The organism is Arthrobacter sp. BC5 (assembly GCF_056680255.1).
This window is the reverse complement of the sequence record NZ_CM155273.1, coordinates 373,513-389,185: the sequence shown is the minus strand read 5'-3', so window position 1 is coordinate 389,185 and position 15,673 is coordinate 373,513. Positions and strand designations below refer to the sequence as shown.

Below are 15,673 nucleotides of genomic sequence, written 5' to 3'. Positions count from 1 at the left end.
CGGGACGAACTCGGGACGGCTGCCGCTCCCAGGGTGATCGTCGCGGTGCTCTTCTTCATGATTGCCCCTTTGCACGTGAGGAATCGCTCCTGACATCGCCGGAGCGAATGACAGGAAAGATACAGCACAGAGGAGCTGCCCGCCCCACCGGTGGTGCCCTTCCCCTCGCAGGTGGCGTGTGGTTTGATGTCCTTAGGTTCTCTAGCTATCAGGTGACCTACGACCCTCGGCGTCGTGGGCATCCTGTTGCACGACGGCGCCAGAAGGTCTCTCATGCTCACTGCCCCGCTTCCCGTCCTTCCCCCTCCTCCCGCTGCCTCATCCGCGCCCGGTATGCCGGTCAGTGCCCTTCCCGGAACTCACGGGCGCGATCTCGGGACGATCCTGTGCCGGGTGGCCGACGGTGACCGGGAGGCGTTCGACGAGCTGTACCGCCTCACCTCGCACCGGGTGTTCGGACTCGTGCGGAAGGTTCTGGTCGACGCCGAGATGAGCGCCGAGACCGTGCAGGACGTGTACCTCGCTCTCTGGCTCGGTGCGGCAGAGCGTTTCGACGTGGCACAGGGATCGGCCATGTCGTGGATCATGACGCTTGCGCACCGGCGCGCGGTGGACAAGGTGCGGTCGGAGCAGGCGCATCGGATCAGGGACCTGCGGTGGGGCATCACGAACCAGGGCGTGGACCACGACGAGGTCGTGGACCAGGTGATCCGCCAGGTCGAGACCGAGATGGTCAGGAAGGGCCTGGAGGAGCTGACCCCGGCACAGCGGGAGGCGATAGACCTCGCCTACTACGGCGGCATGACCTACGTGCAGGTCGCCGGGCACCTCGGCATCCCGGTACCGACCGCGAAGACCCGCATCCGCGACGGAATCCTCCGGCTCAGGGCATCCCTGCAGGCCTCAGCCTGACGGGAGGGGATCGCTCTCGCCGGCTATCGGCGTACGAGTTCGAAGGGCGACGACGGCGCCCCGGTCCACCGGTAGAGATCGAGTACGGCGGTCTGCCGGGTGGTGCCGTCCTCGACGATCCGCCCCTGCGTGGCGATGTAGAAGTAGCCGTTGCCGAGGGACTCCATGCCGACGTCGGCGGTGAAGTTCCAGCCGCGGATGCCGGTGGGTCCGTGCTGCAGTCCCTGCTGCAGGAGGGGCAGGAGCAGGCCTTCCTCGTACGCGGGCTGGCCTTCGAGAACACCGACAGTGGGGCGGGACGAACCGTCGATGGCATACAGGGAGTAGTTGGGGAACTGTTCCTTCACGCCCCTGTAGACGCCGAGCAGCCAGGTGTGGGTGAAGGCGTCGTAATCGAGGTTCTGCACGCCGTAGGTGGTGTTGCCGGTGTAGACGAAGTACTTGCCGTCCGTGGTTGCGGGCCCGCTGGTGTGGGGCGCGGCCTGGGTAAGGGGCTGCTCGTACTTCTTCCAGCGCGCGACGTCGTACTGCAGGAGCACCTGATGGTCATTGTCGGTGCGCTCGGTGTTCGAGTAGACGCCGTAGGCGACCGTCAGCAGCTGCTTGCCGTTCTTGCGCCCGAATGCTGGGCCGAAGGAGACGCCGTCGATCCCGCTGCTGCCGTACCGGTGGTCCGGGGTATCGGCGATGTTGCCGTCGAAGACGCCGTTGCCGTCCATGTCCGCCGTGAAGTCCTGCACCACTTCGTCGAGGTAGACGGCGGTGACGATCCCGTCCGTCTCGGCGTCCATGTCCAGCCCGGTGATCCTGTCCACGTCGAAGATGGCGATGTAGAAGGACTCCGCCTCCTTGTACTCCAGTGATCCGTAGACGCGGCCGTCCTTCTCGTTGAAGTCGAGGTCGCCGAGGTGCCCGGTGAAGCCGGTGACGGTGCCGAGGACGGTGCCGTCGAGGTCGGTCTTCACGAGCATCGAGGTGAAGGAGTAGTAGACGAACTCGTTCGCGGTGTCGACGGCGATGCCCTGCACATGCCCGGCGGGCCAGGCACCGCCGTCGATCGTGGCGGGGAAGTCCTCGACGGCCGGCTTGGCGGCCCCGGTGACCAGGACGGCGGACAGCAGAAGGGTAAAGGCGCGGACGATTGCTTTCACGGGATGGCTCCTCGTCGGGCAGCGGTGGTGTCGGTTCCACGCTGTCGAGAAGGAGCCACGGGCCGGTGGCCTCTACCGGGACTGCAGGTGAACAGCCCGCGAAGGGTCGAGACCGGAAACTACGGCGGACGGATCAGGGGGTGAGGTCGGCGACGATGTCGGCGGCCGGGCCAGTCCGGGCGGTGCGGTAGCCGGTGCCGGCCCAGAGGTGGAGTGCCTGCAGGTCGTTGTTGGCTGCCGCAGCTGCTCGCAGTGGTGCCGTGATGTAGTGGATCTGCGGGTAGGCGTGACCGGTGCGGTCGTGGCGGTCCATGAACCTGTTGCGCAAACCGCGGGCCGGCCTGCCGGTGAAGGCCCGGGTGACTCTGGTCTCGGTGAACGACGGATCCCGCAGGGCGGCGCGATGGGCCGGGTTGGTGCCTGCTTCCTCCGCCAGGAGTAGTGCGGTTCCGACCTGGACAGCGGCGGCACCGGTGTCGAGAATGGCGCGGGCCTGCTCGCGGGTGCCGATACCGCCTCCTGCGATGAGTGGGAGATCGACGGTGTTTCTGATGGCCGCGATGAGTTCGGGGAGCGGTTCGGTGCCCGGTTCGGCGGCGGGGTCGAAGGTGGCCCGGTGGCCGCCGGCGTCGGGTCCCTGCACGACGAGGATCCGTGCGCCGCGATCGGCCGCGGTGCGTGCTTCGTCCCTGGAGGTGACGGTGACGGCGGTGTGGACGCCGAGCGCGTCCAGCTCGTGCAGCACATCGGCCGGCGGACAGTCGAAGGTGAAGGACACGACGTCGGGTCTCAATTCCCGGACGACGTCGAGTTTGCCGTGCCAGGCGTCATCGTCCCAGGTGGCTCGGCCTACCTCGATACCGTAGCGGTCGGCGTCGTCCTCCAGTTCCTGTCGGTACGCCTCGAGCTCGTCCTCGTCCACGTCGTTGGGGGACACGACGAAGAGGTTCACCCCGATCGGGCCCCGGGTGAGTGCCCTGGTGGTGGAGATCTGATCCGCGAGCTGCTGCGGCGTCTTGTACCCGCCGGCGAGGAACCCCAGGCCGCCGGCATCGGCGACGGCGGCTACGAGTTCGGGGGTGGAAGGCCCTCCGGCCATGGGCGCACCGACCACCGGCCGCTGCAGAACGAAGGGCAAGGAATCTGGATCGGGCAGGGTCGTCAAGCGCATGCTCCTCTCATCAACGACCACAACCTACCCCTGATCCGCATTGGTACGTGTTGTTCGAAAGCCAGCAGGCGGGGCACGAGTCGCGCTACCGTCATTCCAGTGCTCCGTCAGCCACCCTCCGAAAGGACACCATGACCATCGATACCGCTGTCTTCGATCTCTCCGACGCCGATACCACCGCCATGCACGAGCTCTACCGGCACCTGCACGCCCACCCGGAACTCTCGATGCAGGAGACCCACACCGCGGCGTTCATCCTCGAGAAGCTGACCCACCTCGGGCTGGAGACGTTTCTGTGCGGCGGAACCGGCGTCGTCGGGATCCTACGCAATGGTGACGGCCCGGTGGTCGGCTACCGCGCCGACACGGACGGCCTGCCCATCGCCGAGGACACCGGGCTGGAGTACGCGAGCACGACGTCGGGCACCCTCGCCGACGGGACCGGCGTCCCCGTGATGCACGGCTGCGGCCACGACACCCACATGACGGTGGGCCTCACCGCATCCCAGTTGCTGGTGGAGAGCCGGGAGGCGTGGTCCGGCACCGTCGTGTTCATCTTCCAGCCCGGCGAGGAGACCGGCGAGGGCGCGGAGGCGATGGTGGAGGACGGTCTGTGGGACAAGGCTCCGAAGCCGTCGATCATCTACGGGCAGCACGTCTGGCCGGGACTCGCCGGCACCGTGAACATCAGCAAGGGCACCGCCATGGCGATGGCCGACTCCTGGAAGGTCACGGTGCACGGCAAGCAGGCGCACGGCTCGCAGCCGGAGCAGTCGATCGATCCGATCGTGCTCGGCGCGCACATGGTGGTCCGGATCCAGACGGTCGTCTCGCGCGAAGTGCACCCCATGAAGTCCGCGGTCGTCACGATCGGTACCTTCCACGGCGGACTGAAGGAGAACATCATCCCGGCGTCCGCGGAGTTCACCCTCAACGTGCGGACGTTCGACGTCGATGTGCGCGAGCGAGTGCTCGATGCGCTGCGCCGCATCATCAGTGCGGAGGCCGCGGCGTCGGGTGCGCCGGAGCCGACCATCGAGGAGATCACGAGCTTCCCGCAGTGCTACAACGACCCGGCGTCCACGGAGGACCTCATGGCCGTCCTCGGCGAGGTGCTGGGCGAGGACGCCGTCGTCGAGGCCCCGCCGGTGATGGGCAGCGAGGACTTCGGCCTCCTGGCCGAGACCATCGGGGTGCCGAGCGTCTACTGGTTCTTCGGCGGACACCCGCAGGAACTGCTCGACGGCGACGGCCCGGTTCCGGGCAACCACTCGCCGTACTTCGCGCCGGCGATCGAGCCGACGCTCACCACCGGCGTCCGCGCGGCCATGGCAGCACTGCTCGCGAAGGTGGGGAACGCCGCGTGAGCAGTGCGCTCCACGAACTGTCAGCCGTCGAACTGACCGGAGCCATCCGCCGTCGTGAAGTGTCAGCGCGTGAAGCGCTCGAAGCACACTTCGATCGCATCGACGCCGTCAATGGCACGATCAACGCCGTCATCACGGAGGACCGTCAGGGCGCAGCCGCGCTCGCGGACGCGGCCGACGAGCTGACCATGACCGGTGCCGACCTTCCGCCGCTGCACGGCCTGCCGATGACGCACAAGGACACGCACAACACCAGGGGGCTGCGCACCACGCAGGGCTCGCCGGTGCTCAAGGGCTTCGTGCCGACGTTCGACGACCTGATCATCGGCCGACTCAAGAAGGCCGGCGTGGTCACGACGGGCAAGACGAACGTGCCGGAGTTCGCCGCCGGCGCGCACACCTTCAACGAGCTGTTCGGCACGACGGTCAATCCCTACGACACCTCGCTGAGTGCCGGTGGCAGCAGCGGGGGAGTGGCGGCGTCGATCGCGGCCCGGATCCAGCCGCTGGGCGACGGCAGCGACATGGGAGGATCGCTCCGCAACCCGGCGTCGTTCTGCAACATCGTCGGGTACCGGCCATCGATCGGCGTCGTGCCGTCCCTGCCCACCCGCAACGCTTGGGCGTGGCTGAACCGCAATGGCCTGATGGCGCGCGCCGTCGAGGACATCGCCCTGGGGATGACGGCGATCGCCGGGCCCGACCCCGCGGTTCCCTACCCCTACCCCGTCTCGGGGTCATTCGGGTCCTCGCCGCAGCGCGACCTGACCGGGCTGCGGATCGGCTGGTCATCCGACTTCGGCCTGGGCGTGCCGGTCGACCGTGAGGTGCTGCGGGTCCTCGAGAGCCAGTTGCAGGTGTTCACCGACCTCGGAGCCATCGTGGAGGAAGCAGCGCCCGACCTGCGGGGCGCGGACCAGGTGTTCGGCACGACGCGCGCGTTCGACTTCATGCTCGGCCTCGGGGAGCTCGTCAGGAAGCACGGCGACGTGGTCAAGCCGGAGATCCGCTGGAACGTGGAGCAGGGACTCCAACTGACGGCACAGGACATGATCGATGCCGCCCTCGCCCGGACCCGGCTCGACACCAGCGTGCGGCGCTACTTCGGGAAGTACGACGTCTTCGCGAGCCCGACAGCGCAGGTGCTGCCGTTCGACGCGTCCGAGCGGTATCCGACGTCGGTCAACGGCGTCGAGTTCGAGACGTACCTCGACTGGATGCGCTCGGCCACCCTGATCTCGGCGACCGGCCTGCCGGCGGTGTCGGTGCCGGCAGGCTTCAGCGACGACGGCCTGCCGGTGGGGCTGCAGCTGGCGATGCCGCACGGGAGCGACGTCGAACTGCTGCAGGTGGCGTACGCGTTCGAGCAGGCGACCGGGTGGGCGAAGCGGGCGCCGGAGCTTTAGGGGCACCACCGAGGCTATGTGCCGGCCGGTGCCTTCACCCTCACAACAGAAGGATCAGCAGCATCCTTTACAGCTGCTATCCCTGCTGCGGTCGCCTGTGCCAGGCACCATTTCCCGAGACTGCCCAGCGCAAGGCTTGCAAGGTTCCTGTCCTTCTCGAGACGCTGCCCCACGAGGGCACCGAACTGTCCGACATGGACACCACTTCTGCGCAACTGTCCGTCCTGCAGTGCAGCGAGGAAGGCCGCCCGCACATGCTCGGGTCCTGCAGACGACGAAGGGACGTGCTTCACGACGTGCCGCTGCAGATGTCCACTGGCCGGTGAGGCCTTCTTCGCTGGTGCGGCGACAGGTGATGCTGCTTTCTGCGTGACGGGTGCAGCCGCTGGTGCTGTTACCGGCCGCTTGGCTGTAGCTACCGGTGCAGCAATCGGAAGCGAGGGAGGAATCACCGGCACGGCAGCTGGAGGCCCGACGACAAGCTCGGGCACCTGTACGACAGGTATCCCTGCCAATGCCGGCCCCTGGTCGACGAGAGCGGCGAGTTCGAGATGGAGGGCAGCAAGCTCGCGGTGGATGGCAGCGATCCTGACCTGCGGATTCTGCGGATTCTGCGGACTTTGCGGACCGTGTGCGACGGGAGCTGGCGGCGCGATCTTCCTGCGTACCGTCTGGCTGATCGAGCACCGGAAGAGCTCGGCCAGCGCCTCGGCGAGAGCGACCTGCTCAGTGCCGCCGGCAGCGGTCAGGGGCACCGTGACGGCCCTGCGCTCGACCATGAGGGCGACCTCCTCCAGGGATTTGTGCACCTTGCCGTACCGCAACCGCTCCCGGCGCGTGGCCTCGCTGATCTGTGGGGAATAGACACTCGGATACAGGTTGATCGAGTGCGGGTCGGCGGACGGGAAATGATCGCTGCAGATGCTCTGTCGAAGCACGCAGCGGACGGCGTCGAGCTGCCTGCCCACCTGCTCGACCGGATTAGGGACAACGGAACCGTTCGCCAGCGTCCACGCTTCCCCGGCGTCCCTCACCCACGCGACAGTCGCTGGAAATCCCTTCCATTCGCTGAGCATGAAGGTGCCTTTGATCGCGTTGTAGAAGAGCCAATCCACCTCGGCGACCGGCAGCCCCGGCGCGTCAACCCGACAATTGCTGAAAGCCCAGACGTGATCGCCCAGCAGTTGGTGCAGGCGGTTCACCTCACGGGGGTCCGCCGTATGCGCGGCGCTGTTCTTCGAAGGAAAGTGAAGCACGGGTGATCTTCCTGTGCGGAAAGGAGCTGGCTCCTGCTGGTCAGAAGGGCGGGAGAACACTCGCGGCCGACGCGAGGAACGTCGCGGGCACCGCGAGGAGCCAACCGATGCGCCGTCGTCGTGCCTGCTCCACCAGTCGGTGCAGCGCCTCGAAGGGACCGACGACGTCGAACGGGTCGCGCAGTACGGGCGGAGTGCGCCGCCACGTCGACGGTTGCGCAGCGGCCGCCGACAGGAGGGCGACCTGCTGCTCGGTGTACACGACCGGCCGTCGAGTGATCCAGCGCAGGAGCCGCCCCTCGGTGACCACCGCGACGGACCGGTGCTTCTCCTTGACGGTCACCTGCCGGGCGCCGACGACGACGATTGCCGCCGAGACGGTGACCGAACTCAGGACAGCGGCCGAAAGGAGCTTCCCTGCCCGCGCAGCCTCATGCTCCGAGTTCCGCACATAGGGGTAGCGCGTACCGGCGACCAGAAAGGTGCCCTTCGCGGTCCAGATGTTCTGGCCCGGATGGCGCTTGGTGTTGATCGAGAAGATGCCGGTCGGGCCGATGACCATGTGGTCGATGTCGGAGGACTTCTCGCCGACCGGAACGGCGTGGAGGACCGTCCACCCCGGACCGAGGGATGCGAGGGTGCGGCCGACGGTGCGTTCGCCGAGGGCACCCCAGTACCAGGGCAGGCTGTCAGGACTCAGCGGGCGTACCCCGAACACCCGTGCCAGCCGCCCGCGAGCGTCGCCCGAACCGTGGACGTCGAGCAGTTCCTCCATCACGGACTGGCCGGGTACACGCCGCTTCAGCAGGCCGAGCGTCTCGGGCTCCACGTACGCCGCGTCGTCGTCGAGCGGGGCGGCCGCGCTCACGTTCTGATTCCCGAATCCATGCGAGCCCCCCTGGGCATGAGGCCCGGGCGAGCTGAGCCTCGCCCGGGGTAGGACGAATCTATCGCCCGACCTGCAGCGACCGGGCCGGTCACCGCGCCGATTGGCAGCAGGATTGCCTCAGCATTTCCGCACCACGAGGAAGACCGCGGGACGGCCAGGAAGCGGGCAACGCGACGGACAGCGGCGGGCGGGGTGAAGGGGCAGGTAGGCTGTCCAGGGCCGCGGATAGGCGGCGACAGCTTCAGGGGGAACAGTGCAGGGTCTCGACTTCACCGCGATCGACTTCGAGACGGCGAACAGCAAGCGTGGCTCGGTCTGTGCAGTAGGCCTGGCGAAGGTGAGGAACGGGGTCGTCGTCGAGAGCGCATCGTGGCTGATCAAGCCCCCTCCGTCCGTCAGCGAGTTCGCTCCGATGAACATCGCGGTCCACGGCATCCGACCGGGTGATGTCCGCACCGCTCCGGGATGGGTCGAGAGCCTGCAGCGCATCCTGGTATGTGCCGGGGGCGATCGGTTCGTCGCCCACAACGCGTCCTTCGACCGCTCGGTGCTGCGCGGTGCGTGCGCGGAGTCAGGCCTGGCAGTGCCCGAGAACTCCTTCTCCTGCTCCGTCGACCTCGCCCGTCGCCTGCTCCACCTCGAGCAGAACAGGCTGCCGGATGTCGCAAAAGCCCTGGGGCTCGGCGCGTTCAGACACCACGATGCCGGCAGTGATGCCGAGATCTGCGCGGCCGCCGTCGTTGCGATCGCTCACAAGCATGCACTTCACTCGCTGGACCTGCTCTGGCCGGCGAGGAAGACGACGTCGTCGAGCGGTTCCCACCGCTACGCCAGGACCCCGACCGAGGTGCCACGGGAGAAGCGTCGGGCTGATAGACCATCGAGCAGGACCTGGGGTTGACGGCTCACGGCACGGCCGACACCCGCCTTCGACTAGACCCAGCCCTGTACGGACGTTTAGCGTGATTCCGGCTTTGTGAGCCCGGCGATGTAGGTGAGGCGGAACCGGTAGGGGTCAGGCGTCGATCGGTTCGCGCGCGCCCGCTCCACGGTGTTCGCGCGTCCATCCCGCGACCGCGCCGGGCAGCCACCGGCAGAACGCCCAGTAGGCGACACCTACGGGAAGGCACCCGACGACCGCCGCGACCTGGCCGAGGGGAAGCAGTACCGGGTAGACCAGCCAGTGCGTGAGGTAGATGTACAGCGACGCGGCGGCGAGCCAGCCCGTCACCCGGCGCAGGGCCGAGGGCACCGGGAGAGCCGGCACCCACGTGATCAGCAGGAGGCCGGCGATGATGGTCGCCTCGCGGAGGGGGTGGTCGAAGAACCCCGGCACGGTCAGCGCGGCGAGGGCGGACACGGCCCACCGCTGGTACGTGCCGTGGGCCCGGCCCACCGCCCACCCGAGGGCGAAGAGCCAGAACACGGGCAGGGGCTTCGGCAGCCCCGGGTCGACGATGTCGTACCGGCTGAGCAGGGCGACGGCCACGAGGCCCAGGGCGAAGACGAACGGGGCGCGGCGCTCGAGGCGGTCCACCCAGGGGACGGCCAACAGGGCGGTCACGGCGACGAGCACGTAGACGAGCATCTCCACGAACCAGAAGTGCCACTCACTGGTGACTTCCTTGGGCCCGATCATCCCGTTGAGCAGGAAGATGTTCGCCACGCTGTAGTTGTCGGTGAGGACGTAGGCGACGGCGATGAACGCGACCGATGGGACGATCACCCGCCCCAGGCTCCGCATCTGCCGCCGGAGCCGGGCGCGCCGGTCCCCGGCGAGCTGGAACCGCGCGAAGTTGAAGCCGGCGACGACGAAGAGGAGATGCGCGGTGTGGAACGTGAAGAGTTCGACGTGGGCGGCCACGATGCAGACGGTCGCCACGGCCCGCAGCACGATCGACGGCTCCAGGAAGGAGACGAGCCGCCGGCCCCGTGGCTTGCGGGGAACGGACAGTTCGCCCACGGTTCGCAGGTGCCAGTCCTCGGGCAGCCGGCCCAGAGCCGCCTCCAGCCGGACGGAGAGCGCCACGTAGGAGAGGGAATCGCCGTCGAGCGAGACGAAGGTATCCGTCGCCTGCACATCGGCGCGGTCCAGGCACTCGGCGAAGATGCGCGCGACGTCGTCCGGCCCCTCCCGCTCGGGACGCCCGGCAGGGGCCTTGGGCGCGGCCAGCCCGCGGACAGCCGGGTAATCGATCTTGCCCGTGGCCAGGCGGGGCAGGCTGTCCGCGGCATGCACCTCGATCGACGCCCGGGGAAGCCCGAGATCGGCGGCGAGGACCTTGGCCAGCAGGCCCGTGTCGTGATCGCCCTCGACGGCGATCACGAGCCCGTCGTCGGAGCCGGCCGCAGCAGCGACGGCGCCCATCCCGGCAAGGATCCGTTCGACCTGCCCGAGGTCCACCCGCAGTCCGGTGATCTTCACGAAACGACTCCGCCGGCCCATCACCTCGTACAGGCCGTTGGCGTGCCGGCGGGCGAGGTCCCCGGTCCGTAGCTCGTGCACCTCGCGGCCCAGCGCGAGGTCCTCCGGGCCCTCGGCGTAGCCCAGCATCACGTTCGGCCCGGAGTAGACCAGCTCGCCGTGCTCCAGTCCCTCGACCGGCTCGAGCCGGAAGGAGCCACCCGGCACCGGGATGCCGATGGTCGCAGGATGCTGCGCTGCCAGGTCCGGCGGGAGGTAGGCCATGCGGGCGGTGGCCTCCGTGGCCCCGTACATGACGAAGAGATCCCAGCCGCGGCGCTGGCCGACCTCCGCCCAGGAGCGGACCTTCTCGGGTGCGAGGCGCCCCCCGGCCTGCGTGACGTACCGCAGGCTCGGCAGGTCCATCTCCGCGAAGCCGACGCGCTCGAGCAGGTCGAAGGTGTAGGGCACCGCGGCGAAGGAGGTGGCACGGCGGTCGCGGAACACCTCCCAGAAACAGGGATCGACGACGGACAGGTCCGTGAGCACGAGCCCGGCCCCGCGGGCGAGGTGGCTGTTCACGACGGAGAGCCCGTAACAGTAGGAGAGCGGCAGGGTCGTGGCGGCGCGGTCGTCGACGCCGATGCCCAGGTAGTCGGCGATCGACCTCGCGTTCTCCTCGAGGTTCGTACGGGACAGCCGTACCAGTTTCGGTGAGCCGGTGGAGCCGGAGGTACTGAGCAGCAGCGCCAGGTCGGGATGCAGGTCATGGCGGGTGCCGGGCCAGCGCTCCTCGAGATCGAGCGATCCGGCGCCGGTCCGGAGCACGACGTCGGGCTCGTAGGCTTCGACGAGGGTGTCCAGCGCGGCCGGCTTGTCCGCCGGCACCACCAGGAGGGGATGGCCGGCCGTCAGGGCCGCGAGGTAGGCGACGATCGACTCGACGTCGTTCCGTGCGGCGAGCAGCACGAGCCGGCGCTCCGGGCCGAGACGGGACACGACGTCGTCGACCATGCCCGCGAGCTGCCGGTACGACAGCACGCCGTCAGCGGTGAGGACGGCGGGGCGCTCGCCGTGGCGGGAGAGGTCCGTGAAGGTGCCCTCGGACGGGCTGGACAGTCCGGACGGGCCTGACAGATCGGATTCAAGGGTCATCGCGGTACCTCGGAGGAGACGGTCTGGTGGTGCCGGCCCGTTCCCGCAGGATTCGGACCGAGCCTGATGCTGTTGCTGGGCGGGGAGGTCACGGCGTGGTTGCCCACGAGCAGAGTGGGCGAGATGCCCGCTGCCACCGACACGGCCACGGTGGTGCCGACGGGATAGCGCACGTCGTGGGGCTGCCATGACCGTACGGTCCGCCCGGAGGCGAGCCGGACATGATGCAGGACGAACGCGCCGTGGTACTCGACGGACGAGACCCTGGCCGTCGCGTCCGCCGCGGCACGGAGGGCGACCTCGTGCGGACGCAGCACGACGTCGACGTCGACGTCGCTGTCCGCCCAGCCCGGCACGGTGGACACGATGCCGATCTCGCACGTGAGCAGGGCCCGGTGCACGTGCGCGGGGAGGAAGTCCGCGTCACCCATGAACGAGGCGACGAACCGGGTGGCCGGCTGCTCGAAGACCTTCTCGGGCACGTCCGCCTGCTCGATGACGCCGTTGTTCATGACCACCACGCGGGCGCCCACCGACAGGGCTTCGGTCTGGTCATGGGTGACCAGCACGCCCGTGGTGCCGGTCTCCTGCAGCGTGGCGACGGTGTCCCGGCGCACCTGGGCCCGCAGTGACTCGTCGAGGCTGGAGAACGGTTCGTCGAGGAGGACGACGGCGGGTCGCGGCGCCAGGGCGCGGGCCAGGGCCACCCTCTGCTGCTCGCCGCCCGAGAGCTCGTGCGGATACCGGTTCGCCAGGTGACCCAGCCGGACGAGGTCCAGGAGGTCCCCGACGCGCGCCCGGCGCTCGCCCCGGGGCAGCCGGTCGAGGCCGAACTCGATGTTCCGGCCCACCGTCAGGTGCGGGAACAGGGCGTGGTCCTGGAACACGAGTCCGACCCGGCGCCGCTCCGGATTCACGAAGAGCCCCGCATCCGCGACGGCACCGCCGGCCACGGTGATCCTGCCGGCGTCCGGCCGCTCGAGGCCCGCCACGAGCCGCAGCGTCGTGGACTTCCCGCAGCCCGAGGGTCCTATGAGTGTGACCAGTTCGCCGGCGGTGACGGAGAGCGTCAGGGCCTCCACGCCACGGGTGGGGCCGTAGTGCTTGGTGACGCCCTCGAGTCCGAGCGCCGGTGGTGCCTCCGGGCCGGGTCCGGCCTCGGCGCTCGCGGTGGGTGATGTCACTGCCGTACCTTTCCTGGGACGGTGCCTCGTACCTCGTGCCGGCGCGTGGACCGGACGAGCACGAAGACCGGGATGATGGCGACCGCCACGATGACCAGCGCAGGGAGGGAGGCCTTTTCCCAGAAGTTCTCGCGCGCGAGCTCGTACACCCAGACGGACGCCGTGGTGAAGCCGAAGGGCCGCAGCAGCAGCACGATCGGCAGCTCCTTCACGGCGTCGATCACCACGAGCATGAGGGCCACGGCGACACCCGGCCGGGCGAGGGGCAGGTGCACGCGGGCGAGGATACGCCGCGGCGCGGCGCCGAGGCTGAGGGCCGAGGACGTGACGGTCGGCGAGATCTTCTCGAGGCTGGCGCTGACGGACTGGTAGGCCGGGGCGAGGAAGCGGATCACATAGGCGTAGAGGATGCCGATCACCGAGCCCGTCACGATCAGCCCCGTGCCGCCCGGTACCCCGGCCCACTCCAGGGCGGAGTCGGCTGCCGCGAAGGACAGGAGGACCCCGATCCCCACCACGGCGCCGGGGACCGCGTACCCGAAGGTCGTCAGCTGCGCCGCCGAGGAGATGATGCGGCCGCCGCCCATGCGCACCGCATGCCCGACGGTCAGGGACAGGATGACGCAGGCGGTGGCGGTGATCGCCGCGACGACCAGGCTGTTGCCCAGGTACTGGGCGAACCTCGGGTCCGCCAGGAAGGAGGCATCGGCGACGGCCTGGCCGACCGCCCAGAGGAGCAGCCGTACCACCGGGATGAGGAAGCCGGCTGCCAGGGCCGCCAGGCAGATGGCGGTGGCGGCCCACCCGCGCATCCCCTGCAGCCGCTCGGGCACCAGGCCCTGGCCACGGCTGCCGTGCTGGTGGTAGCGGGCCCGGCCCCGCAGTGCGCGTTCGGCGGCCAGCACCGCGACCGCGAAGAGCAGGACCAGCACCGCGAGCTGCGTGGCGGCACGGAAGTCGAATGTGCCCTTCCACACGAGGTACACGCCCACCGAGACGGTCTGGACGTTGAAGTACTGCACCGTGGCGAAATCCGTGAGGGTCTCCATCATCACCAGGGCCAGCCCGGCGGCCAGCGAGGGCCGGGCCAGCGGCAGCAGGACCCGTCTCAGGGCCCGGCCCCGGCTCGCCCCGAGGGTGCGCGCGGCGTCGTAGGTCGCGGGGGACTGCTCGATGAGCGCCGAGCGCGCGAGCAGGTAGACGTAGGGATACAGGGAGAGCGTCATCACCAGGATCGCCATGGGCAGGGAGCGGACCTCGGGTACCCAGACGTCCGTGCCGAAGACGGCCCGCAGGAGCGACTGCACCGGGCCTGCGACGTCGAAGACGGAGAGGAAGACGAACCCGAGGACGTAGGCGGGCATCGCGAGGGGCAGGACCAGCAGCCAGACCAGGAGGTTGCGCAGCGGGAACCGGTAGGCGGTGACGAGCCAGGCCAGTCCTCCTCCGACCACGAGCGACCCCGCGCCCACGCCCAGCATCAGGGCCAGGGTCGTGAGCACCATTCCCGGGAGCCCTCGAGGCGGCGCCGTGTCTCCCAGGCTTCCGACTCCGTCGAGGACCACTGCCAGCACGGGGGTGACGACGACGACGGCGACCGCGATGACCGCCGTCGACCATGCCGGCCGGCCGACGCCGTGCGCCCGGTAGTGACGCTCCGGGGCGGGGGCCTCGGCCAGGGCCGCCGGTCCCGTCACCGGTATCCGGCCTCGGCAAGCAGGTCGACGGCGTCGGCGTTGAGCGTCCCGTAGGCCTCGGCGTTGAGTGGCATGCGCTTGAATTCCCCGAAGCCCGCGATGACCGGCTCGGGCTGCACGGCCGGGTTGACCGGGTATTCGTGGTTGGCGTCGACGAAGGCGTTCTGCCCGTCGGTGGCCAGCCATTCGATGAGCTTCTGCGCGTCCTCCGGGTTGTCCGCCCCCTCCACGACTCCCGCGCCCGAGATGTTCACGTGGGTGCCCGCTCCCTCCTGGCTCGCCCAGAACAGGTCGACGTCCAGTTCGGGCTTCTCCACGAGGGTGCGAGCGAGGTAGTAGTGGTTGTTGATGCCGACGTCGCACGTGCCGGCGTCGATCGCCTCGAGCAGCAGGATGTCGTTGCTCATGATGGCCACGTCATTGGCCACCCACCCCTTGACGATCTCGAGCGCGCGGTCCCGGCCGTGCAGGTCGATCAGGCTCGCCACGAGGGACTGGGTGTAGGCGGAGGTTGCATCCCGCATGCAGAGCCGGCCCTTCCACTGCGGGTCGGTGAGGCCCGCGTAGGTGTCCGCCGGGTCGAAGGCGGCGGGGTCCACGGCGTCGGGGTTGTAGGTGACGGTCCGGGCGCGCATCGCCAGCCCGTACCACCGGCCCTCCGCGTCGCGGAGATCCTCGGGGACGGCGTCGTCGAGCACGGAGGAGTCGATCGAGGCGAGCTCGCCCTGGCGTGCTCCGTTCCACAGGTTGCCGGCATCGACGGTCAGGAAGACGTCGGCCGGAGTGTCCTCACCCTCCGCCTTGAGCCGTTCGAGCAGCTCCGCGTCATCTCCGCTGATGAACTCGACGGTGATGCCGGTCTCCTCCGTGAACTGCCCGAAGGCGCCCTCGAGGTCGTAGTGGCGCGCCGAGTAGATCTGGAGGTCGGCGGACTCCGCGCCGATGGCACTGCACCCGGTGAGGGTCGATGCGAGGGCGGTCAGGCCGGCGAAGGTGGTCAGTAGCGGGCGCGGGTGCATCCAGATCTCTTCTCAGCAGGGGCGGATCGTCCGTCGAGCGAGCGGCAGTCGACGTGCAAAGA

General features: G+C 69.2%; 12 protein-coding genes. 4 read left to right on the top strand and 8 right to left on the bottom strand.

The genetic code is table 11. The features are described from left to right. The first annotated feature begins 273 nt into the window (after positions 1–273). Entirely contained in the window at positions 274–912 is a 639-nt protein-coding gene (gene sigK / locus AC1MFI_RS01610) for an ECF RNA polymerase sigma factor SigK (protein ID WP_479819126.1), read from the top strand. 23 nt (positions 913–935) lie between these two features. On the opposite strand, the gene AC1MFI_RS01605 is transcribed toward sigK, so the two are convergent. Continuing rightward, positions 936–2,063, bottom strand: coding sequence for a hypothetical protein (locus tag AC1MFI_RS01605; RefSeq protein ID WP_479819124.1), 1,128 nt, complete (start codon positions 2,061–2,063; stop codon positions 936–938). Between the two features lie 133 nt (positions 2,064–2,196). Then, positions 2,197–3,228 carry a nitronate monooxygenase gene (locus AC1MFI_RS01600; protein WP_479819123.1) on the bottom strand — a complete coding sequence of 344 codons (1,032 nt, stop codon included), beginning with the start codon at positions 3,226–3,228 and terminating at the stop codon, positions 2,197–2,199. A gap of 137 nt (positions 3,229–3,365) precedes the next feature. Between AC1MFI_RS01600 and AC1MFI_RS01595 the strand changes: the two genes are divergently transcribed. Next, a complete protein-coding gene (locus tag AC1MFI_RS01595) occupies positions 3,366–4,601 on the top strand; it encodes an amidohydrolase (RefSeq protein WP_479819121.1) in 1,236 nt (411 codons plus the stop codon). Next, a complete protein-coding gene (locus AC1MFI_RS01590; protein ID WP_479819119.1) occupies positions 4,598–6,007 on the top strand; it encodes an amidase in 1,410 nt (469 codons plus the stop codon). Before AC1MFI_RS01595 ends, AC1MFI_RS01590 begins: the two co-directional genes overlap by 4 nt. Before the next feature lie 14 nt (positions 6,008–6,021). Here the strand turns inward: AC1MFI_RS01590 and AC1MFI_RS01585 are convergent, their stop codons facing one another. Next, positions 6,022–7,263, bottom strand: a complete 1,242-nt coding sequence (locus AC1MFI_RS01585) for a hypothetical protein (protein ID WP_479819117.1) — start codon at positions 7,261–7,263, stop codon at positions 6,022–6,024. A 40-nt stretch (positions 7,264–7,303) separates the two neighbouring features. Further along, entirely contained in the window at positions 7,304–8,131 is an 828-nt protein-coding gene (locus AC1MFI_RS01580; RefSeq protein WP_479819115.1) for a nuclease-related domain-containing protein, read from the bottom strand. Positions 8,132–8,405: 274 nt separating this feature from the next. On the opposite strand from AC1MFI_RS01580, the gene AC1MFI_RS01575 reads away from it, so the two are divergent. Then, positions 8,406–9,053, top strand: a complete 648-nt coding sequence (locus AC1MFI_RS01575) for a 3'-5' exonuclease (RefSeq protein WP_479819113.1) — start codon at positions 8,406–8,408, stop codon at positions 9,051–9,053. A gap of 114 nt (positions 9,054–9,167) precedes the next feature. Here AC1MFI_RS01575 and AC1MFI_RS01570 read toward each other — a convergent pair whose 3' ends face one another. Genes AC1MFI_RS01570 through AC1MFI_RS01555 form a run of 4 tightly spaced genes read right to left on the bottom strand, consistent with a single transcriptional unit; the run spans position 9,168 to position 15,611 of the window. Beyond that, the gene (locus tag AC1MFI_RS01570; protein ID WP_479819111.1) at positions 9,168–11,711 is read right to left on the bottom strand and encodes an AMP-binding protein; all 2,544 of its coding nucleotides are present in this window, start codon (positions 11,709–11,711) and stop codon (positions 9,168–9,170) included. Further along, a complete protein-coding gene (locus AC1MFI_RS01565) occupies positions 11,708–12,895 on the bottom strand; it encodes an ABC transporter ATP-binding protein (protein ID WP_479819109.1) in 1,188 nt (395 codons plus the stop codon). Before AC1MFI_RS01565 ends, AC1MFI_RS01570 begins: the two co-directional genes overlap by 4 nt. Continuing rightward, complete coding sequence (locus AC1MFI_RS01560) at positions 12,892–14,592, bottom strand: ABC transporter permease (protein WP_479819107.1); 1,701 nt, start codon at positions 14,590–14,592, stop codon at positions 12,892–12,894. The genes AC1MFI_RS01565 and AC1MFI_RS01560 overlap by 4 nt, the downstream gene beginning before the upstream one ends. After that, positions 14,589–15,611: an extracellular solute-binding protein gene (locus AC1MFI_RS01555; protein WP_479819106.1), complete on the bottom strand. Its 1,023-nt coding sequence runs from the start codon at positions 15,609–15,611 to the stop codon at positions 14,589–14,591. Before AC1MFI_RS01555 ends, AC1MFI_RS01560 begins: the two co-directional genes overlap by 4 nt. Positions 15,612–15,673 lie beyond the last annotated feature (62 nt).